Here is a 23,915-nt window from a genome sequence, read left to right as displayed (position 1 = left end):
ACAGTTTAAGTGGGTGGTTGGCGCAATGATAAAAGTTGTGCGGTAGTGTCCACTTCTCCCATTTTGTTTAAGTGGGTAAAAGCAGTTGTATAACTTTGCGTACAAGGATCCCCTGATGAATACTGATGCTATTAATAATGCAATAGCCCCCTTGCAAGACACGGTTAAAGCCATCTATCTATCTGTAGATGATCTCAAAGTTGCCGCCTCTATTCTTTACAATGCGTACGTAGATGACCCATTGTTCATTGACATTTTCCAAGCAGAAAAAGAAGGTTATGAAAGCCGTCTACGGTCAGCTATCCGTGAAGAGCTCAATGCATTTTGGGTTGCAGAGCAGCCTATGATTGGCTTGTTCGATGATGAGCGGCTTATTGCCGTTGCATGCTTGACCGCGCCCGATGCAGCATTTGGTTCAGGGCGTTACTGGCACTGGAGACTGCGGATGCTTTTGACGGCAGGTTTGTTCGGTACAAAGCAAATGCTAGAGAAAGAAGAAAAAGTGCGAGCATTAGTTCCCGCCGATAATTTCCACATGTTGAGTTTCATCGCAGTACATCCAGATTATCAACATCATGGGCTTGGGCATATATTACTTGGCGCAATTGATAGCGTGATAGAGGAAGATGACAAAAGTGAGGGTGTTTCGGTATTCGTGACCATAGAAAAACATCGGGCTTTCTTTAACGATGACAATTATCAGGTTGTAGGACAACTAAGCCTTTCTCATGTGAACGGTGAGGTAATGTTCAGACTAAAGTGATGCTTTTTTATTCGATGTGATACTCCTACCAAAACCTCAACAGTTGCAGTTCCGATCTTTACACCAAATTTACTACAGCGTTTGTAAGACATTTCTTACAAACGCTGTGAGTGATCTTACCTAAATGATGAACGATTAATTTATACTAAAGTATAAAGTCATTGATTATATTGAAGTTTTTAAAAATTAGTCAAAAGTCGTACAAGAATCTTTCTTAAATCTCTGTAATTCAATATGGCGGTAATAATTGGAAGGGATACTATGAACATGTCACAAGGAAACACGACGAGTCACGGATTGAGTCAAGGATCATCAACGGAATAAGTTAGGACAACTTAAGGATGAGACTCTCACAAGGCAGTGGGGAAAGGGAAAGGAAAGCAGATAGGACACTGCATTAACAGGATGTTAGAAACGGATTTTAAAGGATATAAAGGGATTCAGGGACGTAAAATGTGAAAGGACTTCGCATACAGGATGTAGCAGGGAAAAATGGACGAGAGCTAGCAAGGAGCTAGAGGCAAGGAGCCAACGGCAGGATAGCCATCAAGGAATTTCTAGTTTGCATGGACGAGCAAACCAAGGACGAAAGAAGGACATGCTAAGGGATTGGCAAAGCTGTAGCAGGATGTGCAGCAAATAATGGAACGAGGGAAGGGAACGTCAGCGGAGTCTGATAAGGACAGCCTCAGGAAGAGGAACACTGTATGAAGGATGTACAGTAAGTTAGGATAAAAGGAAAGGGACCTACGCATGGATGTGTAGCTCGCACAGGAAGGCGCGAGAGTAGATGGAAAGGGGCGTATACGGATTTTAATCGGGAAGATTTTAGTCGCAAAGGATCGCGGAGAAGGATACTCAAAATTCCAGGAAAAAGGGGAGCCGCTAGGTTCCCCTTTTTTTTTGCGTTATCTATTACCAATCCGTATGCACTTGTTATGTAAAACCTGACCTGAATGGTGAATTAAGAACCGACCATACTCTTTGGCATAGAAGCTTAAACCCTATGCGGCGGCACCTCTGTTCGCATAACCCTTACACCTATCAATTCAACTTCCCCAGTATATCGATCCTCGCCATTACTCGAGAACTCAAAGTTGAATACACTGTGCCAGTCAGGCTTTCCGTATTTGAATGAAAATCGTGTTTTAGCTCTCGCCACACTCAGCAATTGTAAACCGTGTTTATCGCAGTATTGCTTAAGGTAAGTGTTTGTTTGCTCAGAAATAGCCCGTATGCGCCAAAACTGATAGCCAGTAAACCCAATAACTAGCCATACCACTAACTCGAGTAACGTCATTTACTTTCTCGCTTGTACAAACAATTGTTGAAATGCATTACTGAGGATCTGTGAGTTAGCATTGGAGTGCAGAAGTGTTAGCACTTGTCTACGCAATTTAGGGACCTGTACTAAGTCTGAAAAGAACCCTGCGAATAAGGCCCCTTTATGACCCTCTTTTTCATCAACGGTTGCCGCCTGCTCTAAAAAGGCAGTAAGCAATAGCGGTTCCATTTGCTCGAAATGGCGTGCTGCAATAACGCTTAAAATATCAAGTCTCTGTGACTTTTCGCTTTTTAATAATTCGAGGAGTTTATTATTGATGTCCGGGTTAAAAGTTCCTTCTGACGAGCCGCGCAGTGCCGCTAAATTGACCTCATCATCTTTGTCTATTTCAATTAAATACGCCGCCAATAAATTTTCAGGCAGAGAAACACTTTCGCTCATTTCCATCAAGGTGTTGAGAAAAACCGCAGAGTAGAGTGATGCATTGGTTTCAATTGCACGTGCTAACACGTCTCGTTTGTGATGAGCACCAAAACCATGTACAAAGTCAGCCACGCTTTGCATTGATATTTGCTGCCAGTCAACCAGTTGTGGGGCTTGAATGTAGGCCTCAACTTTCTGCGCCTCTTCGCTTAAAGGCTGGTTTAGGGTGCATTTAACCAATGCGTTAAACTGCGCAAGCTGCGATTGATTGGGAACAAACGAATAAGGATTGTCAGGCAAAGTTTGCGCGTTTTCAGTATCTTCAGCAACAGACTGACCTAGTGCATCAATAATAATCTCTAGAAAATGATTCCTTGCAGCGGCAACCACTAAGCCTTGCTCATCAAGCGGCAGTTTCACAAACCAAATATAGTGTTGCGTAGAGGCATTTTTATTCCAAAAGACGATACCGAACCACGCATGCTGCTGACGAGGGTAGGGCGCGTACGCACTGCCGCTTTCTATTTCTAGAAAAGTCTGACTATCTGTGGGTTCAAGGCGACGACCCAAATCAAAAACCTGGTATTCAGTGCCTGCATGTAACAAAAACTCGCTGATAGAATTAATACTGTTAGCGCTCATAACTCGTTCCAAAATACTGCTTTAATCAAAATTTGTCAGTGGGCAAATCTATGTATGGGGACTTCTATGAGTGACCGCCAACAAATACAAGTAATGGTATCACAGCAGATGAATTTCAACGATAAGACACGCAGACTTATGTTGACCTTAAGCCCCTGATATACTGCGCGCTTTAAAATTGAAGCGTTTGTGAATTGCGGAGAGGATGTGATTAAAACGAATAGCACTCATCACATAGCATTAAGTAAAGCATTGATACAATTAGAAGCAGATATGTATCAGGATGGCATTTGGCCAAATGAAAAGCCTGCGGAACAAGACCTAAAAAATGCTATGGAAAGTGCCGTTCCTTTTGCGGTCGACTGTTTAGCGTTTGAGAGTTGGTTGGCTTTTATTTTCATTCCCAAAATGCGCGTTTTGTTGACGCAGGAAATGCCTCTGCCGCCTATGCAAATTGCGCCTGCAGCAGAAATATACCTGTCATCGGCGCATCAGCGCACTCTGTCCCAGCTTCAGGTTATTGATAACATTGCCAATGGAGACATTGATTGAGCAAACACAACGCATTATGAAGAACGATTTAAAAGGCCAATTAACTGTGCATTCAGATGAGCAAATAATAGGGAAGATAGACGTTGTTGAGGAAGAGAGTGTTAATGCTCTTCATTTACCTGTGTTGTACCAAGATGAACACATCATCGCGATTGAGAAACCGCCAGGCCTACTAGTACACAGAAGCCCGATTGATAGACATGAAACGGTGTTCGCAGTACAGACACTTAGAGACCAAATAGGCCAGCACGTCTATCCTGCTCATCGTTTAGACAGACCCACTTCAGGTGTGCTGGTGTTTAGCTTTAGCTCAGAAATTGCAGCAAAGCTTGGACAGCAGATGATGGACAAGCAGGTAGTAAAAATGTATCACGCTATAGTTCGCGGTTTTGTGCATCACACCGGGTATATCGATTACGCCCTAAAATACCGCTACGACAAAATAGCCGACAAGCATAAGCGCCCGCAGCAGCCGCCACAACCAGCATCAACTATGTATCAGTCAGTGGCAAAATTCGAAGTGCCTGAGCCTGTGGGCAAATACCAAAGTGCACGATATTCGCTAGTTAAGCTTTCTCCTAGTACCGGGCGCAAACATCAGCTTCGTCGGCACATGGTTCATATTCGTCACCCCATTATCGGCGACACGACCCACGGGGACGGCAAACAAAACAAATTCGCCAAGCAGCACTTTAATTTTAACAATTTGGCCTTAAGTTGTACTCAAATGGGCTTTTCTCATCCTATCACTGGAAAGTGGGTAACGATTAATTCACAGATGCACAGTGAAATGCGACTATGGCTCGAAAAATTAGCGCCGTTTTGCGTTTAGGTTGATAAAATAGTAAGAATTTCCGCCTGTCGACAAGGGCGACGATCATTGGTTTAAGAGGTAAAAATGGCAACATTGAAAATTATTGCGGGTACAGTTTACGGCAATGCGCAACACGTAGCTGAGCAGGTGGAAGAGAACTTGGCTGAACAGGGCGTGGATTGCTCACTAGAAAGCGACCCGTCGGTTGCAGATTTCACTGAAGCTGACGCACTTTTGATCATAACCTCTACAACAGGGCAGGGCGATGTACCACCAAACCTTGAGTTTGTGTTTTCAGATTTGAAAGACGAATCGCCTATGCTAACCGGCAAGCCATTCGCGGTGGCAGCCCTAGGCGATAGCAGCTATGGCGAAAGTTTCTGTGGCGCAGGTAAACAATTTCAAGCGTTGCTTACCGAGCTACAAGGTAACGCAGTTGCCGATATGTTAGAGGTTGACGCAATTGAAACCCTAGAGCCCGAAAAAGACGTAGTTGAGTGGGTCAACACCATTAAAGACAAGCTGTTGGCTTAATTCTTAGAAATGTTCTAATCACAAAAAGAAAGAGGCGCATAAGCGCCTCTTTTAATTTGTCAGTCTTTTAGTATGTGGCTCGGCTAATTGAAATTAACCCGAGCCGTTAGCGATAAGGCAGAAATACTGCTTATTCTACGCCGCGAAGTAGCGCATTGATACCTACTTTCGCGCGGGTCTTCGCATCTACTTTCTTCACGATAATAGCGGCGTAAAGGCTGTATTTACCATCTGCGCTCGGCAGGTTACCCGCCACTACTACTGAACCTGCTGGTACACGGCCATAGTGAACTTCACCGGTTTCGCGGTCATAAATACGAGTGCTCTGACCGATGTAAACGCCCATTGAAATAACAGAACCTTCTTCAACAATCACGCCTTCTACGATTTCAGAACGCGCGCCGATAAAGCAGTTATCTTCAATAATGGTAGGGTTAGCCTGAAGCGGTTCTAATACACCGCCAATGCCCACACCACCTGAAAGGTGAACATTCTTACCAATTTGCGCACACGAGCCTACCGTCGCCCATGTATCAACCATAGTACCTTCATCAACAAACGCACCAATGTTTACGTAAGAAGGCATAACAACCGCGTTCTTGCCTACGAATGTACCGGTACGTACCGCTGCTGGTGGAACAATACGCGCGCCGTCGGCCGCAAACTGTTCAGCAGTATAGTTTGTATACTTAAGCGGTACTTTGTCATAAAACTTACTTTCTGCGCCTTCAATCACATCGTTGTTGTGAAGACGGAAGAAAAGTAGAACAGCTTTTTTAAGCCATTGATGTACTACCCATTCGCCAGCAATTTTTTCTGCAACGCGTGCTTTACCTGTGTTTAAAAGATCAATAGCTTGTGCTACTGCATCTCTTACTTCATCAGGTGCAGATGAAGGGCTAATGCTATCGCGATTTTCGAAGGCGTCTTCAATGATGGCTTTCAATTCATTCATGGTATTGTGATATCTTCAAGTTGATCGAGTTTAAACAGGATACGCTTTTTAAGGTTCACCTGTTGTTCTTGGGTTAATGCTTTGCCAGCTTCATTGCTGACGATAAAAATATCTTCGGCTCGCTCGCCAATGGTGGCAATTTTCGCAAGCTTAAGCGTCATATTAGTATCAACGAATGCGTGACCAATTTTAGCTAAAATGCCCGGAGCGTCTAGGGCTTCTAGCTCAATAAGTGTGGCTTCATCGTTGATATTGAAAAAGCGTACCTTAGTAGGCACGTCCAGCTGTTTCATTTGCCGAGGCAATTTACGCTTATTTTCGTGTGAACGCCCAGGCTTTTCAAGTTGGGCAGAAATAGCATTTTCAATAGACGCAATGCGAGACTCTGAGCTTATACGACTGCCGTCATTTTCAAGAATCAGCATGCTATCGAACACATATCCATCTCTGGTCACGGTAACGTGGGCGTCGTGAATTGAACAGTTGCGACTGTCCAGCACTGAAGCGACTTGCGCAAATAATGCTTTTCTATCTTTGCCGTAAACAAACACCTCAGTGCCACCTTTCGCACTGTTATCATTTGCCTTTACTAACAGACCATCGTGCTCTGGTGTAAGCCATTCATTCTGAGCTTTAATAATTTCATCAGTATGCCACGCGATTTGTGTAGGCTTAAAGCGAACAAAGTAATCGTCGTCCAGGCGGGCCCATAATGCATCAATAGCAACAGCCTCAATAGCACGTTCTTGCAGTATTTGTCTTGCTTGATGTTTGTGGGTGGTTACTCGCTCATTCAATGTGACCTGGCACTGTAGTCCATTATCTAATGCCTTTTGGGTCATTAAATACAGTTCGCGAAGTAAAGACGCTTTCCAGTCGTTCCAAAGATTGTCATTAGTGGCACGTATATCGGCAAGGGTTAGCGTATAAAGCAAATTAAGGTGATTGTGACTTCTTACTGCGCCTGCAAACTCACTAATTACATCAGGATCGTAAATATCACGGCGTTGTGCAACAACTGACATTAGCAGGTGGTTTTCTACCAGCCATGCAATCAGTTCTGCATCTTTACTTGATACATCATGTTGTTCACAAAACTTAGCAACATCTTGAGCACCTAGCGTTGAGTGGTCGCCATTACGACCTTTCGCGATATCATGGAAAATCGCAGCAATGTACAGTATTTCAGGTTTGTCGAGGTTTTTGCAGATTCTGCCGCAGCGCGGAAAATCTTTGTTTTCTTTCGAGAAAAAATAATTTACATGCTTCACTAGTCGATGCGTGTGCTCGTCAACCGTGTAGGCATGAAATAAGTCAAACTGCATCATTCCCACAATGGTATCCCACTCGGGAAGGTAGGCTTGTAAAATACCGTACTGATGCATAATGTCCCAACCAAAATCGAAAAACTCAGGTTGTTTCATTAAACGCATAAATTTTTCGCGGCACAGAGGACGTTCCACGTAGTATTCGGCTTCAAAAGCCCGGTGTGCATTGCGCAATTGACGAATACAAATGGTACTTAAGCCTTTTACTTCTGGCGTATTGGCTACCAAATGTAAGAAATCTAAAATAGCCTCAGGTGATGAAAATACAGTTTCGTGTCGTGGCGAAATCATATTGTCGAGCAGTTCGAAGTCTTCGTTTATGATCGCGCTCTTCTGAACACTTTGGTTCAACATGTCGTATTTGAAACGCTGAAGCAGCATTTGATTTAGTTCAGACACGCGCGCCACGGTGCGGAAAAAATCACGCATCATTTTCTCTACTGAAGCCTTACCTTCTTCACCGTAGCCCATCATTTTTGCAACATCAGGTTGGTAGTCGAAAAGCAGACGGTTTTCGCTTCTGCCGGCAACTAGATGCAGCGCACAACGCATTTTCCAAAGATGCATGCGACAGGCAATTAATTCACTGTGCTCTTGCTCGGTAAAGTAGCCATGACCTACTAGATTCCAGCCGTCGTATTCTTTGAAATGCTTTTTCGCTACCCAACCAATAGACTGAATATCACGCAAACAGCCCGGATTTTCCTTGATGTTCGGTTCAAGGTTATAAGCGGTGCCGTTGAATTTGGCATGACGCTTTTTCTGCTCGTCATATTTAGCTGAGAAAAACGCTTTGCTCGTCCATGAGTTTCGACCATTAACTTCATCCCAAAGCTTATCGAAGGTGCTTTCACTTCCACAAAGCAGACGGCTTTCTACTAAATTGGTCGCTATCGTTATGTCGTCTTTCGCTAATTTAACCGTTTCCTTGATGGTGCGAACCGATTGGCCAACATCTAATTTGATATCCCATAAAAGGGTGATGAACATGCCGATTTTTTCTTGTACATCGGGCTTGAGCTTTTTTCTGCTAACAATGAGTAGATCAATGTCTGAGTGAGGTTGTAAATGACCACGGCCATAGCCTCCTACCGCGCAAAGCGATAGTTCGTCAACGGTATCTAAGCCATATAGCTGCCAAAGGTGGCAAAGCAATGCATCGACAAATTGTGCCCGTCCAGTAACAAGCTGATTAACTGGCGTAGCGTCGAAAGACTCAGTGATCCACGCGTAACTGGCTTCCACGCACGATTTGATGATAGGGATCTCATCAACAGAATTTATGGTGTCGATATTCTTTATCAGTGATTGCAGCGTCAAAATACACCTTTGAGATAGACTTCTTTTTAGACGCTAAGAACAATAGCATGAAATACCAGTATTTCGCAGTACCAAATTTATGCATAAGTTATGTTGAATTGTGAATATTTATGGTTTTTTGTTATAGGTGTGTAGCGAGTTAAATAAGAAAGGAAAGGACGATACACTGTTGGCATCAGAGCGTGGGAGTTCGATTTAACGAGCCAATAAAAAACGGCCGTGAGTCAAACGGCCGCTTTATTCAAATCGTTATAGCGCTATCGTTTAAAAACAGCGCTGTAACAAGGTTGTTCGAAATGCTAATCGTGCTATACCAACGGAACTAACCGTGTGAAATAACGCGCTCTAAGGACTCTTCCTCACGAAGCGTAAGAATTTCAACACCAGTTTCGGTAACCAAAAGAGTATGCTCCCATTGAGCACTTAAGCTTCTGTCTTTCGTTACGACAGTCCACTGATCTGGCAGTACTTTTGAATAACGCTTGCCTGCGTTCACCATAGGCTCGATGGTAAAGCACATACCTGGTTCGAGTACATCGCCAGTCCCCGGCTTGCCGTAGTGAACAATCTGCGGTTCTTCGTGGAAGCTTGCACCAATACCGTGACCACAATATTCACGAACTATTGAATAGTTATGCGCTTCTGCATGAGTTTGGCAAATGTGACCAATATCACCAAGTCGCATGCCCGGCTTCACCTGCTCAATCGCTTTGTACAAGCATTCTTGTGTAACGCGAATTAAGCGTTCGGCAAGGATCGAAGGCTTACCTACCACGAACATTTTTGATGTATCGCCATGGTAGCCATCTTTTATAACCGTAACATCGATATTAATGATGTCACCGTCTTTCAGTTTCTTATCAGAAGGGATACCGTGACAAATGCAGTGGTTCACTGATGTGCAAATAGACTTAGGAAAAGGCGGGTGGCCATAATTCAATGGCGCAGGTACCGCTTTTTGCTCGTTGACGATGTAGTCGTGGCAAATAGTGTTCAACTCATCTGTGGTAACGCCTTTCTTTACATAAGGTCCTATCATAGTGAGTACTTCGGCTGCCAACTTGCCGGCTACGCGCATTTTTTCGATTTCTTCTGGGGTTTTGATAATAGCTGTCACAGCGCCTCTCAAATCATTTGAAACTAGTTTGATGAAGAATTTTGTTTACTTACGCAGTATAACACTATTCAGGTCATTCTTAGTAAGTTTATGATATTCCTGCTTTTATTTTTTTCTTGGAAGTGGGTAAGGTGGTGAATTAACCGTGCTTTGCGCTTCTTTACTGAGAACGCGCTGAATTTTGGCTTTTTACCCACAAAACTTGAGGGTAGGGCTGGATTGTGATATAAAGCGCGCGCCCTGACGGAAAGCTCATTTTGCCGTGTGCAATTGCTACCGTTTTAGAGGGTAAATTTATTTCATTAAAACACACATATACCGTCACTTCGTATCGGGGTGTTCAGTTCAATTAAGATTGGTCTGAATCGATACAAGGGGTATATGGAGGCCTAACCCCAAGAGGAAAATAAAATGGCTAATGTTTCTATGCGTGACATGCTGAAAGCCGGTGTGCATTTCGGCCACCAAACTCGTTACTGGAACCCAAAGATGAAGCCTTTCATCTTCGGCGCTCGTAACAAAGTTCATATCATCAACCTTGAAAAAACGGTTCCACTTTTCAACAACGCACTTAACTACCTTTCAAGTGTTGCGTCTAAGAAAGGTAAAATCCTTTTCGTTGGTACTAAGCGCGCCGCTGGCGAAGCAGTTAAAGACGCTGCTCTTAAGTGCGACCAGTACTACGTAAACAAGCGTTGGTTAGGTGGTATGCTGACTAACTGGAAAACAGTACGTCAGTCAATCAAACGTCTTAAAGATCTTGAGCAGCAAAGCCAAGACGGTACGTTTGAGAAACTAACTAAGAAAGAAGCACTTATGCTTCAGCGCGAAATGGACAAGCTTGAAAACAGCCTTGGCGGTATCAAAGACATGGGCGGTCTTCCAGACGCAATCTTTGTTATCGACGCAGATCACGAGCACATTGCTATCACTGAAGCGCGTAACCTAGGTATCCCTGTTGTTGGTGTTGTTGATACTAACTCTAACCCAGACGGTGTTGATTACATCATCCCTGGTAACGACGATGCTATCCGCGCTATCCAACTTTACTTGGATGCTGCTGCAAACGCTATCAACTCAGGTCGCGAAAGCAACCTTGAAGTACAAGCTGAGCAAGACGACTTCGTAGAAGCGGCAGAGTAATTCTGATTGCTTACTGTCATATCAAGATAATATGGCGGTTCTACAATACGAAACGTATTGAGAGGGGCGATATAGCCCCTTTTACCTAACGAATTTATATTTAATGCTGAGGAATTGAAAAATGGCAGTGACTGCAGCACTAGTTAAAGAACTGCGCGAACGTACTGGCGCAGGTATGCTGGATTGTAAAAAAGCCCTGGTTGAAACGGATGGTGACATTGAGTTAGCCATTGAAAACATGCGTAAATCAGGTCAAGCGAAAGCGGCTAAAAAAGCAGGCCGTATCGCAGCTGAAGGTGTTATCCTTACTAAAGTTGAAGGTGGTCGCGCGACCATGCTTGAACTAAACTGTGAAACTGACTTCGTAGCACGTGACGAAGGTTTCCTTAAGTTCGGTAACGAGCTTCTAGAAGTAGCAGCGGCTAACAACATCAACGACATCGAAGCGCTTAACGATGCAGAACTTAACGGTTCTAAAGTAAGCGAAGTTCGTGACGCACTTGTTGCTAAAATCGGTGAAAACATCTCTCCTCGTCGCGTTATCAACGTTGAAGGCGACACGCTAGGTGCATACGTACACGGCGGCCGTATTGGTGTAATCTCTATCCTTACTGGCGGTAACGAAGAGCTAGCGAAAGACGTTGCAATGCACGTTGCAGCTGCTAGCCCGCAGTTCGTTAAGCCTGAAAACGTTCCGGCTGAAGTTGTTGAGAAAGAGAAAGAAATCCAAATCGAAATCGCTATCCAGTCTGGTAAGCCAGCTGATATCGCTGAGAAAATGGTTGCAGGCCGCATGAAGAAGTTCACTGGTGAAGTGAGCTTGACTGGTCAGCCTTTCGTTAAAGACCCTTCAATCTCTGTTGCTGAGCTTCTTAAGAACAACAGCGCAGACGTAATTAACTTCGTACGATTCGAAGTTGGTGAAGGTATCGAGAAGAAGACTGAAGACTTCGCTGCTGAAGTAGCTGCTCAAATGGCTGCCGCTAAGAAATAATTGAGTGTTTATCTTTTGCATTAAGCAATAGTTAGATAAACTACAAAGCACCTCTTAGGAGGTGCTTTTTTATAGCTGCATATCTTTGGTATTGCTAATGCAGTGCGCAAGTGTGAAGCTAGGCGAGTTATAAGCGTGCGCCTGCCAAACAAACGAAAGCGCTTTGTCCTATGTTTTTTACGTTAATGCTTTATTGAAAGACATAGGACAAAACGGGTTTACGAGGACGATTCAAACTATGAGTATCACACCAAAATCAGCATATCGACGCATTCTGTTAAAGCTTAGTGGTGAAGCCCTAATGGGCGAAGAAGGCTTTGGCATAGACCCTAAAGTGCTAGATAGAATGGCACAGGAAATAAAAGAGCTGGTTGAACTTGGTGTTCAAGTTGGTCTTGTTATCGGTGGTGGTAACTTGTTCCGTGGCGAAGGCTTAGCAAAAGCGGGAATGAACCGTGTTGTTGGCGACCACATGGGCATGTTGGCTACGGTAATGAACGGTCTAGCTATGCGCGACGCGCTTCATCGTGCATTTGTAAACGCGCGTATGATGTCTGCTATCCCGCTAAACGGCGTGTGCGATGCGTACAACTGGGCAGAAGCTATTAGCCTTCTCAAGTCGGGCCGCGTTGTTATCTTTTCTGCCGGTACTGGTAACCCCTTCTTCACTACTGACTCAGCGGCTTGCTTACGCGGTATCGAAATTGAAGCCGATGCGGTACTTAAAGCCACAAAAGTAGACGGTGTGTACAGTGATGATCCAGTAAAAAATCCTGAAGCGACATTGTATGATCAATTGTCTTACCAGGAAGTGCTGGAAAAAGAATTAAAAGTAATGGACTTGTCAGCTTTCACTCTAGCACGAGATCACAGCTTACCAATTCGCGTATTCAACATGAATAAGCCGGGTTGCCTCAAGCGTGTGGTGATGGGTGAAAAAGAAGGTACCGTCATTTGCCATGCTGACAACGATTAATTAAGAACAATAGGATACAAAACGTGATTGATGAAATTGAATTAGATGCGCAAGAGCGCATGGAAAAAAGCCTAGTTTCTCTAAAAGGCCAATTCAGCAAAATCCGCACTGGTCGTGCGCATCCAAGCCTTCTAGATGGCATCATGGTACCTTATTACGGCGTAGACACGCCGCTTAAGCAAGTCGCTAACGTCGTTGCGGAAGACAGCCGTACGCTAGCGTTAACTGTTTTCGATAAAAGCGCTATCCAAGCGGTTGAAAAAGCGATTATGCAATCTGACCTGGGGTTAAACCCAATGAGTGCAGGCGGTTCAATTCGCATTCCTCTTCCGCCGCTTACAGAAGAGCGTCGTAAAGACCTTATCCGCGTTGTACGCAACGAAGCAGAAGGTGGTCGTGTTGCTATCCGCAATATTCGTCGTGACGCTAACGGTGACATCAAAGATCTTCTAAAAGAAAAAGAAATCAGTGAAGATGAGAGCCGCGCAGCGGAAGAGAACATTCAATCTATTACTAACGATTTCATTAAGAAAGTTGACAGCATGCTTGCTGACAAAGAAAAAGAACTAATGGAAGTATAAGTAAGTATTATGATTGGAAAGCGTTTAAGCGCAGCCAAATCGACAAAAGCCGAGGTGCCAGCAGAGTCTGCTGGCCCGAAGCATGTTGCAATCATTATGGATGGTAATGGTCGATGGGCGCAAAAGAAAGGGAAAATTCGTACCTTTGGTCATAAGGCCGGGGTAGAGTCTGTTCGTTCTGTTGTGCGCTTTGCACGTCAAAACGGTATCGAATCACTAACGCTATTCGCGTTTTCAAGTGAAAACTGGAAACGTCCCGAGGAAGAAGTCAGCGTCCTTATGGAGTTGTTTAATCTCGTCCTCAATAGCGAAGCAAAACGCCTACATAAAAATGGTGTACGCTTGCAGGTTATTGGTGATGTTGAGGCTTTCGACGCCAAGCTAGTCGAAAAAATTCGCAAAGCTGAAGACATGACCAAAGACAACAAAGATTTGGTCTTAAATATCGCAGCAAACTATGGCGGTAGATGGGACATCGTAAATGCGGCCAAGCAACTCGCATCGCAGGTTAAAAGTGGCGGGCTTGATGTAGATAACATCAGTGAAGAAGCGCTAGGTACGTACATCTCTACAGCTAACCTTCCAGAGTTAGATCTTCTTATTCGCACTGGTGGCGAGCACCGAATTAGTAATTTTTTGCTATGGCAATGTGCTTATGCCGAATTGTATTTCACCGATGTACTATGGCCCGACTTCAATGAAGACGTGTTTCAATTGGCCGTAGATGATTTTAATGTTCGTCAACGAAGATTCGGTTTGACCGGTGAACAGGTAGTCACAGCCGATGGTTAATACCATGCAGGCAATTATCAGGCTAGCCCTGGTAACAAAAGCCAAGGGCAAATTATGCTAAAACAACGAATAATAACTGCATTAATCCTAGCGCCACTGGCGCTTTACGCTATTTTGTTCCTCCCAATATTTTGGTTCGAAATAGCCATTGCCGGTGTGGTAGGCATCGGTGCCTACGAGTGGGCAAATATGTCCGGTGTGTGCGAGCGTCCTAAAAAGCTTATCTACATGGGAGGTGCATTTGCTATATGTATTGCCTTATCCCTTATTGTAGATGCCAGCACCATTTGGTATCAGGGGCAGTTGCATGGCTTGTATCGCGCAATATTAAGTGTCGCCGTTCTATGGTGGATAGCATCTTTATTTATGGTGCTTGCTTATCCCAAATACTCAAAATTCTGGAAGGATAGCCGCAGTGTTAGAACCCTGTTTGGAGCGCTTACGCTTATTCCAACATGGGTAGCAGTTGTTGCACTTCGCACGAGCCTGCACGATGTAGACCCGTTTTACGGTGCTTCACTTATCTTCTATGTGCTGGGCATCGTTTGGGCGGCAGATATAGGTGCATTCTTTGTTGGCGTAAAATTTGGACGCCACAAGCTGCGCCCTAATGTATCGCCAGGTAAAAGTTTAGAAGGCTTATTAGGCGGTATTGCAGCCTCGTTCGCTATTATCGCTTTTGCGGCTCTTCACTATCAGGTAGAGCCTTCGCGTATTTGGCTTCACCTTGCTATTGGCGGTATTACTGTTGCAGTTTCAGCCCTTGGCGATTTGAACGAGAGCATGCTTAAGCGCTGTGCGGGTATTAAAGACAGCGGCAAAATTCTCCCAGGGCACGGTGGTGTGCTTGATAGAATAGACAGCTTAACCGCAGCATTCCCTGTTTTTGCGTTCTGCTATGTAACCTGGATGGCGTAATGCAAACAGTAACAGTGTTAGGGGCCACAGGCTCCATTGGTTGTAATACACTCGACGTAATAAACCGCCACCCAGATAAATATCGTGTATTTGCTATTACTGGCAACTCGCAGCTTGAGTTGCTTATGGAGCAGGCCCAGAAATGCGCGCCGCGCTATGTGGTAATTGCTGATGAAGCTAATTACAAACTAGCCTGCGAGTTAGCATCTCAGTACGGTGTTGATGCAGAGATCCTCGCTGGCGCTAAGGCGCTGGAAGAAGTATCAAGCGCGCCTGAAGTTGATGCTGTAATGGCAGCTATTGTGGGTGCAGCAGGGCTTTTACCCACACTAGCAGCAGTAAAAGCGGGCAAACGTGTTTTGCTTGCCAACAAAGAAGCGTTAGTCATGTCTGGTGCTTTATTTATTGAGGCTGCGAACCAAAGCGGCGCTGAAATCCTTCCTATCGACAGCGAACACAATGCCATATTCCAGTGTCTTCCACACGACTATGAATACGGTAACTTCACGGCATCAGGCATTCGTAAAATTTTATTAACGGGCTCAGGTGGGCCGTTTAGAGAAAGGCCTTTAGATAGCTTCTCGTCAATTACTATTGATGAAGCCAGCACACACCCTAACTGGTCGATGGGCAGAAAAATAACAATCGACTCTGCGACTATGATGAACAAGGGGCTGGAGTTTATTGAAGCCTGCTGGCTGTTCGGTGCCGGCGCTGATGATATCGATGTGGTAATTCACCCGCAAAGTATTATTCATTCTATGGTGCAATATGTTGATGGGTCGGTGATCGCACAAATGGGCAACCCTGACATGCGCACCCCTATTGCCTATGGCTTAGCTCACCCAGCGCGCATTGAAGCGGGTGTAACGCCCCTCGATTTTTCTGATATTGGCAATTTCAGTTTTCAGACCCCTTGTTTTGAGCGTTATCCTAATTTGAAATTGGCTATTGACGCATGTAAGGAAGGGCAATGTGCAACGACAAGAATCAATGCGTCAAATGAAGTGGCTGTAGAAGCTTTTTTAGAGGGCAAAATTCAGTTTTGTGATATTGCTAAAGTAAACGACGCTACGCTCAACGCTATGCCGCACGTATCGGTAAGTTCTATTCAACAAATAGTAGAACAAGACTCACTAGCAAGAACAAAAGCTAACGAGATTATTCGAGGTAAATTCCAGTGCTAGCATTTTTATGGAGCCTAGGGGCATTCATTGTTGCTTTAGGTATTTTAGTTGCCGTACACGAATGGGGGCACTTTTACGTTGCTCGCAAATGCGGTGTACAGGTAGAGCGTTTCTCAATTGGATTTGGTAAGCCAATTTGGCGCAAGTTAAGTAAGTCCGGTACAGAATATGTTATCGCTATGATTCCGCTTGGTGGTTACGTTCGCATGCTCGATGGACGCATTGATGACGTACCGCCTGAGTTAGAAGACAAAGCGTTTAACAACAAACCCGTTTTGCAGCGCATGGCGGTTATTGCTGCTGGCCCTGGCGTTAACTTTATCTTCGCATTTTTCGCGCTGTGGTTAATGTATCTGGTGGGGCTGGAAACGGTTAAGCCAGTCGTTAAACAGGTTGAGTCAGAAAGCATCGCAGCTATCGCTGGTGTGCAACCTGGTGATGAAATTATTAAAGTTGGCAGTAGAAATACACCTGATTGGGAAGCCGTTAACTTAGAAATTGTCTCAAATATTGGGGCTGAAAATGCTAGTGTTACGGTTAAAAATCCAGCAAACGTTGAAAAAGAACTGACTTTTACGCTGGGTTCTTGGAACTTTGACCCAGATAGTGAGTCTCCTTTAAGCAGCTTAGGACTAACCCCTTATCGTCCAGATGCAACGTTAACCGTTGGGTTTGTAGGTGAAGGGAGTGCAGCGCAGGAAGCAGGGTTAAAACCCGGTGATGAGCTTATTGCATTAAATGGAACTAAGTTGTCATCGTGGGAAAGTCTAGTCGACGTGATTGTTGAAAGTCCCGGTGAGCGTATTTCTCTCGATATAGAAAGGGATGGACAGCCGCTGACATTAGATGCCACGATTGCGCGCCGTGATACACCACAAGGGCAAAGTGGGTATTTAGGTGTTAGCCCAACATTCGAGCCTTGGCCTGAAGGGTATGTGTTTACGCATCAATATGGCATTATAGAGGCTATTGGGAAGGCGCTAGATAAAACATGGCGCCTGATGACACTCAGTGTCGAAATGATAGGTAAGCTCATCACGGGCGACGTGTCAGTGAAGAATTTGAGTGGGCCTATCTCAATTGCTCAAGGTGCGGGAACAAGTGCTGGGTATGGACTTGCGTACTTTTTGAGTTTTCTTGCCTTAATAAGCGTAAATTTAGGCATAATAAATTTATTACCCTTGCCCATGCTTGATGGTGGTCACCTCATGTTTTTCATCGTGGAGTGGATCACAGGCAAACCTGTGCCTGAAGCAGTACAGGAATGGGGTTACAGAATAGGTGGCGTGCTTCTGTTTATGATCATGGGTATCGCAATTTTTAACGATATCGCTCGCATAACCTGATACAAATCAGGAAGTACAAAACAGCTAATACAAAACGCGGCCAGGAAAAGAAAAATAGATGAAGTTAAAACAGTTAGTAGCAGCCGGAGCCATTCTTTCCAGTGCTAGCTTTGCCAATGCTGCGGCGCAAGACAGTGAATTTGTCGTTGAAGACATTCGCGTAGAAGGTTTGCAACGAGTTGCACTTGGTGCAGCCTTAACCTACTTGCCCGTTCAAGTTGGCGACGAGCTTAATACATTCAGGGTAACGCAGCTAATTCGCTCGTTGTACTCTTCAACGCACTTTGAAAATGTTGAAATTCTTCGTGATGGCAATACGCTTGTCGTGCGTGTCGCTGAGCGTCCTACCATTAGTAATATCATCTTTGAAGGCAACGATGATATTAAAGATGAGCAACTTCAGGAAAGCTTAGACGGAAACGGCGTTCGTATTGGTGAGCCGCTCGATAAGACCGTACTAACCTCTATCGAGAATGGCCTAAAAGACTTCTTTTACAGCATAGGTAAATATAATGCTGACGTGACGGCTATTATCACGCCGCTACCGCGTAACAGAGTTGATTTAAAATTGCTTTTCGAAGAAGGCGACGCGGCTGAAATCGAACAAATCAATATTGTAGGTAACGAGATATTCTCAGACGAAGAACTGATGGATGCTTTCGAGCTGCAATACGACACGCCTTGGTGGGATTTCCTGTCGGAAACTCGGTACCAGCAGCAAACGCTGCAAGGGGATATGGAAACGCTGCGTAACCATTACTTAAACCGTGGTTACCTTCGCTTTAACGTTGACTCTACTCAAGTGTCAATGACACCTGAAAAGTCAGGTATCTACATTGCGATGAACGTAACAGAAGGTGAGCAATACACTATTTCTGAAGTAGAGCTGGTGGGCGATGTACTTGGACACGAAGAATATATTGAACGCGTACTACCGCTGACGAAAGGCGAGCTCTATAACCAAGCCGAAGTGACTTATACAGAAGAGTTTATCAGTAAGTATCTTGGTCGCTTTGGGTACGCTTATCCAACAGTAACTACCGTTCCCGAAATTAACGACGAAGACAAAACGGTTAAACTGACGTTATCAGTTGACCCAGGTAAGCGTATTTACGTCAACCGCATTAAATTTAACGGCAACGTAGTAACAGCCGATAGTGTTCTGCGTCAAAACGTCAGCCAGATGGAAGGTACGTGGCTGTCGAATAACTTACTTGAGTCTTCTAAGAACCAGCTTTCTCGACTTACTTATATGGAAGAAGTTGAATTTGAAACGGTACGTATCCCTGGCTCTGAAGATAAAGTCGACGTTAATTATAACGTTAAAGAGCAGCCTTCAGGTTCATTTAACGCGGGTATCGGTTATGGTGACAGAACTAAGTTAAGCCTACAGGCGGGTATTCAGCAAGATAACTTCTTGGGTACAGGTAAACGTGTGGGTCTTAACCTAAGCACGGTTTCATATCAGCGCAGTGCGCAGATTACTTATAACGATCCTTACTTTACCATTGACGGTATTAGCCTTGGTGGTAGTTTAGGTTACAGCGAGTTTGATGGCTCAGACTTTAACGTTATTCAGTACAACTCTAAGCGTTGGTCAATCGGTGCTAATATTGGTTATCCAATTAACGAGTTTAACCGTATTAATTTTGGTTTGACCTACAGTAACGTTGAGCTATTTAACCGGGGTTACTACGAGCAAACTGAGCAGTTCTACAACCAGTTTACAAACGGTGAAGACCCTGATGCTGCAATTAAATATGATAGCTACCTAGCCAGTGTAAGCTGGAGCAGAAGCACGCTTAACCGTGGTCTATTCCCAACAGCGGGTTCTTCTCAACGTGCGTCAGTTAGTATTACCACGCCCAACTCGGACGTTAATTACTTTAAAACCGTATTTGATGGCAAGTGGTATTTTCCGCTCTCGCGTAATCAACGCTGGTCATTCTTAACCCGTATTCGACTTGGGTATGGTAATGGCTATGGCGACATTAACGGCAACGAACAAATACTGCCGTTCACTGAAAACTTTACGGCAGGTGGTTCAGATTCACTGCGTGGGTTTGAAAACAACACAGTAGGCCCTCGTGGTGTTTTCCTTGGTAACTCGGGAAGCATTACCGGCCCGGATGGTGAAGTGTTCCCAGCAGATCCAGCTGACGCGGCACTTTCTTGGTCGACACGAAGCCTAGGTGGTAACGCGATGGCGCTTGGTGGCGTTGAGCTAATTGTTCCTACGCCATTTGTAGATGAAGAAATGGATAACTCAGTTCGCACAAGTTTGTTTGTGGATGTGGGTAACGTATGGGATACTGAGTTTGATTATGACTACTACCGTCAGTTTGATGTAGCACCAACTCAACGTGGTGAGCTATTGGACTATTCTGACTGGAGTCTGTATCGTAGCTCGGCAGGCGTATCGGTTCAGTGGATTTCACCAATGGGACCGATGGTATTCAGCTTCTCGAAAGCGATACAGCAGCGTGATGGTGATGATGCAAGATTCTTCACTTTCAATATTGGTCAAACTTTCTAAGACATTAAAGCGAGCGCGTTTGGTCGCGCTCTATAATAAGATTCACAAAAGGAGTTCCCTTTGAAACAGTTGGTTAAACATATCGTTGCAGGAGCAATGTTGGGTAGCGCTTTAGTAAGTACATCTGTAATGGCTGAACAGAAAGTGGCTGTTGTTGATGTGCAAAATATTTTTCAAGCGATGCCGCAAGCGGCTGAGATTCAAAATGCGATTCAAGCTGAGTTTAAAGATCAGCTTGAAGAAGTGAATCAGCTACAGCGTGATGGTCAGTTCTATGCAGAGCGTCTTCAGCGCGACGCTGCGACAATGAGTGACGCAGAGAAGAAAGAACTAGAACAGAAAATCTTGTCAGTACGTGAAGAGCTGTCTAAAAAAGGTCAGCCTCTGCAACAAAACATTCAACGCCGCAGCAACGAAGAGCGTAACAAACTTCTTGGCCTCATCAAGCAAGCTATCGACTCTGTTGCAGCGAAGCAAGGTTATGACCTAGTGCTTAACGCAGGTGCAGTAGCGTTTGCTAAAGAAGAGCACGACTTATCTGAACAAGTACTTCAGCAAGTAAGCAAAACTAACTAATAACTGCACTAGTCAGTTGTAAAATTTATCAGACCAACTCCCCAAAGGTGTTGGTCTGATTTGTTTTTTGCGCTTTACAGCGTATGGTTGCCGCCGTTTTTATTTTTACGGCGAGTTTGACCCTAAAACCAGTTCATCATCGGTATTGGTTTAACATTGTTGTAGGTCATGCTTGTATATAGGAGAAAGTTTTTGGCCAATTCACTTAATACCATTGAAATTCAGGAAATTTTGGAGCTGCTACCACATCGGTACCCATTTCTACTCGTTGACCGTGTCACTGATTACGTTCTGGGGGATTCTGTAAAGGCTTATAAAAATATCACTATCAACGAGCCATGTTTCATGGGGCACTTCCCCGGTCAGCCAATCTTCCCGGGTGTATTAATTCTTGAAGCGATGGCACAGGCCGCCGGTGTTTTAGGTTTTAAGACCATGGGCAACAATGATAAGTTATACTTATATGCAGGGATTGATAACGCACGCTTCAAACGTCCAGTTGTTCCGGGCGATAAGCTTGAGTTTGACGTAGCTCTGGTTAAAGAGCGCAGAGGGATTTGGAAATTTAAAGGTACTGCAAGTGTCGACGGCGACATAGCTTGTAGTGCAGAGTTTATGTGTGCGATGAGAGAGATAGCGTAACGTGATCCATCCTACTGCGGTAATTTCAGAAAGTGCAAAAATTGGTGAAAATGTCACTATAGGTCCATTTTGTGTGGTAGACGACAACGTCACCATCGGCGATGGCTGTATTCTGAAATCACATGTGGTGGTACGCGGCCCGACGCGTATCGGTAAAAACAATAAGTTTTATCAGTTTTCTTCTATCGGTGAAGACTGCCAAGATAAGAAGTATGCGGGCGAGCCTACTGAACTTGTTATTGGCGATGACAACGAATTCAGAGAAGGGGTAACTGTCCACCGAGGTACTATCCAAGACAACAGCATCACCATTATTGGCTCTCGTGGTTTATTTATGGCTAATGCACACATTGCCCATGACTGTGTACTCGGTGACGATATAATTATTGCAAATAACGTTGCGGTTGCAGGTCACGTCCATATTGACGATTTCGTTATTGTTGGTGGCGCTACAGGTATTCATCAGTTTTGCAAAATTGGGGCGCATGCCTTTTTAGGCGCTGGTGGTATTATTCTAAGAGATGTGCCTCCATTTGTTATGGTAAGTGGCCAGAAGAATATTCCTCAGGGAATAAACTCTGAAGGCTTGAAACGCCGTGGTTTCTCAAAAGAAGAAGTGCTTGAAATTAAGCGCGCCTATAAAGCGATTTACCGTGAAGGCAATACTATTGACGAAGCAGTGGGCAAGCTTGCTGATCCAGCGGAAAAGTTTGATGGTGTGGCGCTAATGGTTCAGTTTTTACAAGACTCGAAGCGAGGCATTATCCGCTAATTATGTCTAAACCAATTCGTATCGGCATGGTTGCCGGAGAGCCCTCTGGTGACGTCCTTGCCGCCGGAATGGTTGCAGAGTTAAAACGCCAATACCCTGATGCTATTATCGAAGGTATTGGCGGTCCAAATATGATAAACGCAGGTTTCCACAGTCTCTTTGATATGGAAACCTTGTCGGTTATGGGGCTTGTTGAAGTCCTTTCCCATCTACCTGCCATCTTGAAAGTTAAAAAGCAGCTTCTTGCTCACTTTGAACAAAATCCGCCAGATATTTTCGTAGGTATTGACGCGCCTGATTTTAATCTTCGAGTAGAAAAAGCACTTAAAGCTCGCGGTATCAAAACCATGCACTATGTGAGTCCTACCGTGTGGGCGTGGCGTGAGAAACGCATTCACAAGATAGCAAAAGCAGCTAATCGCGTGTTGGGTTTGTTTCCTTTCGAGCAGCAGGTTTACGACAAATACCATGTTCCCTACACCTTTGTTGGACATACTATGGCTGACGCCATAGCCATTGAGCCCGACCAAAATGCGGCGCGTCAGGAATTGGGTGTAGATAGTAGTGCTTCCGTATTGGCTGTACTTCCTGGTTCACGCAGAGGTGAAGTAGATACGTTACTTCCCGTGTTTCTAAAAACAATCGAAGCCATTAATGCTAAACGCAGCGACATTCAATTTCTTATTCCTGCGGCAAATGAGCATCGTCTTGCGCAAATAAAAGCACTCTTACTTGAAGCTGATAATGCAGAAGAACGCTTACCTATTCAGGTAACCCAAGGTACATCGCGGGATGCGATGATAGCTAGCGATGTAATATTGCTTGCATCAGGCACGGCTACATTAGAAGCTATGTTGTGCAAGCGCCCCATGGTAGCGGCTTATTTACTCGCACCGCTTACATATAAAATTATGCAGCGTTTGTATAAAGCGCCGTTCTTCACTTTGCCAAACTTATTGGCTGATGAGGCAATTATTCCTGAATTATTACAAGAAGAAGTAAATGCAGAGAATATGAGCAATCAGTTACTTAACTTTTTCGAAAGTGATAATTCTGCCCTGATTTCCCGTTTCACCAGCCTCCACCATACGCTAAAATGCAATGCTGATAAAACAGCAGCAAAAGCTGTCGTGGAGGAATTGTTTGCATAAGTTAATTGCCGGCGTTGATGAAGTAGGTCGCGGCCCTTTAGTAGGTGATGTGGTCACCGCCGCGGTCATTCTCGACCCTGAAAACCCCATTGAAGGGCTTACAGACTCTAAAAAACTGAGTGAAAAAAAGCGCGTAGCCCTTGCCCAAGAAATTCGTGAAAAAGCACTCTACTGGAATATTGGTAGAGCGAGCCCAGAAGAAATAGACAAACTTAATATACTGCACGCTACCATGCTCGCCATGATCCGCGCAGTGGAAGGTTTGCCTGTAAGGCCTGACTTTGTGCATGTAGACGGCAACCGCGTACCGGCGTGGAACTTTGACTCTGAAGCGGTAGTGAAAGGCGATAGCCTGCACGCTGAAATTTCAGCAGCGTCAATTATTGCCAAGGTAGAGCGAGATAACGATATGATTTCGCTTCACCAGGCCTACCCACAATATAACTTTGCCGGGCACAAAGGTTACCCCACAAAAGCACACTTTGAAGCCATCGCTGAGTATGGCATCTTAGATTGCTATCGAAAAAGTTTTAAACCTGTAAAAGCGCTACTCGAAGAGAAATAACAT

General features: G+C 44.6%; 23 protein-coding genes. 18 read left to right on the top strand and 5 right to left on the bottom strand.

Going from position 1 to position 23,915, the window contains the following annotated elements; genetic code table 11:
- The first annotated feature begins 115 nt into the window (after positions 1–115).
- Positions 116–763 (top strand): GNAT family N-acetyltransferase, encoded by a 648-nt coding sequence (locus AC27KT_RS13475; RefSeq protein ID WP_487130754.1) that lies wholly within the window; start codon positions 116–118, stop codon positions 761–763.
- 997 nt (positions 764–1,760) lie between these two features.
- Here the strand turns inward: AC27KT_RS13475 and AC27KT_RS13470 are convergent.
- Together AC27KT_RS13470 and AC27KT_RS13465 are read right to left on the bottom strand one after the other, a co-directional pair.
- Positions 1,761–2,063 (bottom strand): DUF3301 domain-containing protein, encoded by a 303-nt coding sequence (locus tag AC27KT_RS13470; RefSeq protein ID WP_487130752.1) that lies wholly within the window; start codon positions 2,061–2,063, stop codon positions 1,761–1,763.
- Entirely contained in the window at positions 2,064–3,113 is a 1,050-nt protein-coding gene (locus AC27KT_RS13465; protein ID WP_487130750.1) for a DUF3549 family protein, read from the bottom strand. It lies immediately after the preceding gene.
- Positions 3,114–3,320: 207 nt separating this feature from the next.
- Between AC27KT_RS13465 and AC27KT_RS13460 the strand changes: the two genes are divergently transcribed.
- The 3 genes from AC27KT_RS13460 to AC27KT_RS13450 all read left to right on the top strand — a co-directional run bounded on the left by AC27KT_RS13460 (position 3,321) and on the right by AC27KT_RS13450 (position 5,013).
- Positions 3,321–3,665: a YqcC family protein gene (locus AC27KT_RS13460; RefSeq protein ID WP_487130748.1), complete on the top strand. Its 345-nt coding sequence runs from the start codon at positions 3,321–3,323 to the stop codon at positions 3,663–3,665.
- A complete protein-coding gene (truC, locus tag AC27KT_RS13455) occupies positions 3,658–4,497 on the top strand; it encodes a tRNA pseudouridine(65) synthase TruC (RefSeq protein ID WP_487130746.1) in 840 nt (279 codons plus the stop codon). Before AC27KT_RS13460 ends, truC begins: the two co-directional genes overlap by 8 nt.
- Positions 4,498–4,563: 66 nt before the next feature.
- On the top strand, positions 4,564–5,013 hold the full coding sequence (locus AC27KT_RS13450) for a flavodoxin (RefSeq protein ID WP_487130744.1): 450 nt from the start codon (positions 4,564–4,566) through the stop codon (positions 5,011–5,013).
- A gap of 130 nt (positions 5,014–5,143) precedes the next feature.
- Here the strand turns inward: AC27KT_RS13450 and dapD are convergent, their stop codons facing one another.
- The 3 genes from dapD to map form a co-directional block, all read right to left on the bottom strand.
- Positions 5,144–5,968 (bottom strand): 2,3,4,5-tetrahydropyridine-2,6-dicarboxylate N-succinyltransferase, encoded by an 825-nt coding sequence (gene dapD / locus AC27KT_RS13445; protein WP_014948549.1) that lies wholly within the window; start codon positions 5,966–5,968, stop codon positions 5,144–5,146.
- Positions 5,965–8,616: a [protein-PII] uridylyltransferase gene (gene glnD / locus AC27KT_RS13440; RefSeq protein WP_487130741.1), complete on the bottom strand. Its 2,652-nt coding sequence runs from the start codon at positions 8,614–8,616 to the stop codon at positions 5,965–5,967. The genes dapD and glnD overlap by 4 nt, the downstream gene beginning before the upstream one ends.
- A gap of 322 nt (positions 8,617–8,938) precedes the next feature.
- Positions 8,939–9,733, bottom strand: a complete 795-nt coding sequence (gene map / locus AC27KT_RS13435) for a type I methionyl aminopeptidase (protein ID WP_179982597.1) — start codon at positions 9,731–9,733, stop codon at positions 8,939–8,941.
- 411 nt (positions 9,734–10,144) lie between these two features.
- Here map and rpsB point away from each other — a divergent pair, with 411 nt between their 5' ends.
- The 14 genes from rpsB to rnhB all read left to right on the top strand — a co-directional run bounded on the left by rpsB (position 10,145) and on the right by rnhB (position 23,912).
- Positions 10,145–10,876: a 30S ribosomal protein S2 gene (gene rpsB, locus AC27KT_RS13430; RefSeq protein WP_487130738.1), complete on the top strand. Its 732-nt coding sequence runs from the start codon at positions 10,145–10,147 to the stop codon at positions 10,874–10,876.
- Between the two features lie 121 nt (positions 10,877–10,997).
- Positions 10,998–11,870 (top strand): translation elongation factor Ts, encoded by an 873-nt coding sequence (gene tsf, locus AC27KT_RS13425; RefSeq protein WP_487130736.1) that lies wholly within the window; start codon positions 10,998–11,000, stop codon positions 11,868–11,870.
- 238 nt (positions 11,871–12,108) lie between these two features.
- Entirely contained in the window at positions 12,109–12,846 is a 738-nt protein-coding gene (pyrH, locus tag AC27KT_RS13420; RefSeq protein WP_069943865.1) for a UMP kinase, read from the top strand.
- Positions 12,847–12,869: 23 nt separating this feature from the next.
- Positions 12,870–13,427 (top strand): ribosome recycling factor, encoded by a 558-nt coding sequence (gene frr, locus AC27KT_RS13415; RefSeq protein WP_014948555.1) that lies wholly within the window; start codon positions 12,870–12,872, stop codon positions 13,425–13,427.
- Positions 13,428–13,436: 9 nt separating this feature from the next.
- Positions 13,437–14,219: a polyprenyl diphosphate synthase gene (gene uppS / locus AC27KT_RS13410; protein WP_487130733.1), complete on the top strand. Its 783-nt coding sequence runs from the start codon at positions 13,437–13,439 to the stop codon at positions 14,217–14,219.
- Between the two features lie 54 nt (positions 14,220–14,273).
- A complete protein-coding gene (locus tag AC27KT_RS13405) occupies positions 14,274–15,137 on the top strand; it encodes a phosphatidate cytidylyltransferase (protein ID WP_136780675.1) in 864 nt (287 codons plus the stop codon).
- Complete coding sequence (gene ispC / locus AC27KT_RS13400; RefSeq protein WP_487130730.1) at positions 15,137–16,324, top strand: 1-deoxy-D-xylulose-5-phosphate reductoisomerase; 1,188 nt, start codon at positions 15,137–15,139, stop codon at positions 16,322–16,324. The genes AC27KT_RS13405 and ispC overlap by 1 nt, the downstream gene beginning before the upstream one ends.
- Positions 16,318–17,670 carry a sigma E protease regulator RseP gene (gene rseP / locus AC27KT_RS13395; protein WP_487130728.1) on the top strand — a complete coding sequence of 451 codons (1,353 nt, stop codon included), beginning with the start codon at positions 16,318–16,320 and terminating at the stop codon, positions 17,668–17,670. The genes ispC and rseP overlap by 7 nt, the downstream gene beginning before the upstream one ends.
- A 58-nt stretch (positions 17,671–17,728) precedes the next feature.
- Entirely contained in the window at positions 17,729–20,206 is a 2,478-nt protein-coding gene (bamA, locus tag AC27KT_RS13390; RefSeq protein WP_487130726.1) for an outer membrane protein assembly factor BamA, read from the top strand.
- 60 nt (positions 20,207–20,266) lie between these two features.
- Positions 20,267–20,782 (top strand): OmpH family outer membrane protein, encoded by a 516-nt coding sequence (locus AC27KT_RS13385; RefSeq protein ID WP_487130724.1) that lies wholly within the window; start codon positions 20,267–20,269, stop codon positions 20,780–20,782.
- 192 nt (positions 20,783–20,974) lie between these two features.
- Positions 20,975–21,424, top strand: coding sequence for a 3-hydroxyacyl-ACP dehydratase FabZ (gene fabZ, locus AC27KT_RS13380; RefSeq protein ID WP_487130722.1), 450 nt, complete (start codon positions 20,975–20,977; stop codon positions 21,422–21,424).
- Position 21,425: 1 nt separating this feature from the next.
- Entirely contained in the window at positions 21,426–22,196 is a 771-nt protein-coding gene (gene lpxA, locus AC27KT_RS13375; RefSeq protein WP_487130720.1) for an acyl-ACP--UDP-N-acetylglucosamine O-acyltransferase, read from the top strand.
- A 2-nt stretch (positions 22,197–22,198) separates the two neighbouring features.
- Positions 22,199–23,347 (top strand): lipid-A-disaccharide synthase, encoded by a 1,149-nt coding sequence (gene lpxB / locus AC27KT_RS13370; RefSeq protein ID WP_487130718.1) that lies wholly within the window; start codon positions 22,199–22,201, stop codon positions 23,345–23,347.
- Positions 23,340–23,912 carry a ribonuclease HII gene (gene rnhB / locus AC27KT_RS13365; RefSeq protein WP_487130716.1) on the top strand — a complete coding sequence of 191 codons (573 nt, stop codon included), beginning with the start codon at positions 23,340–23,342 and terminating at the stop codon, positions 23,910–23,912. The genes lpxB and rnhB overlap by 8 nt, the downstream gene beginning before the upstream one ends.
- Positions 23,913–23,915 lie beyond the last annotated feature (3 nt).

Source organism: Alteromonas sp. 5NW40-0090 (genome assembly GCF_057552975.1).
This window is presented reverse-complemented; position numbering and strand designations above follow the sequence as displayed.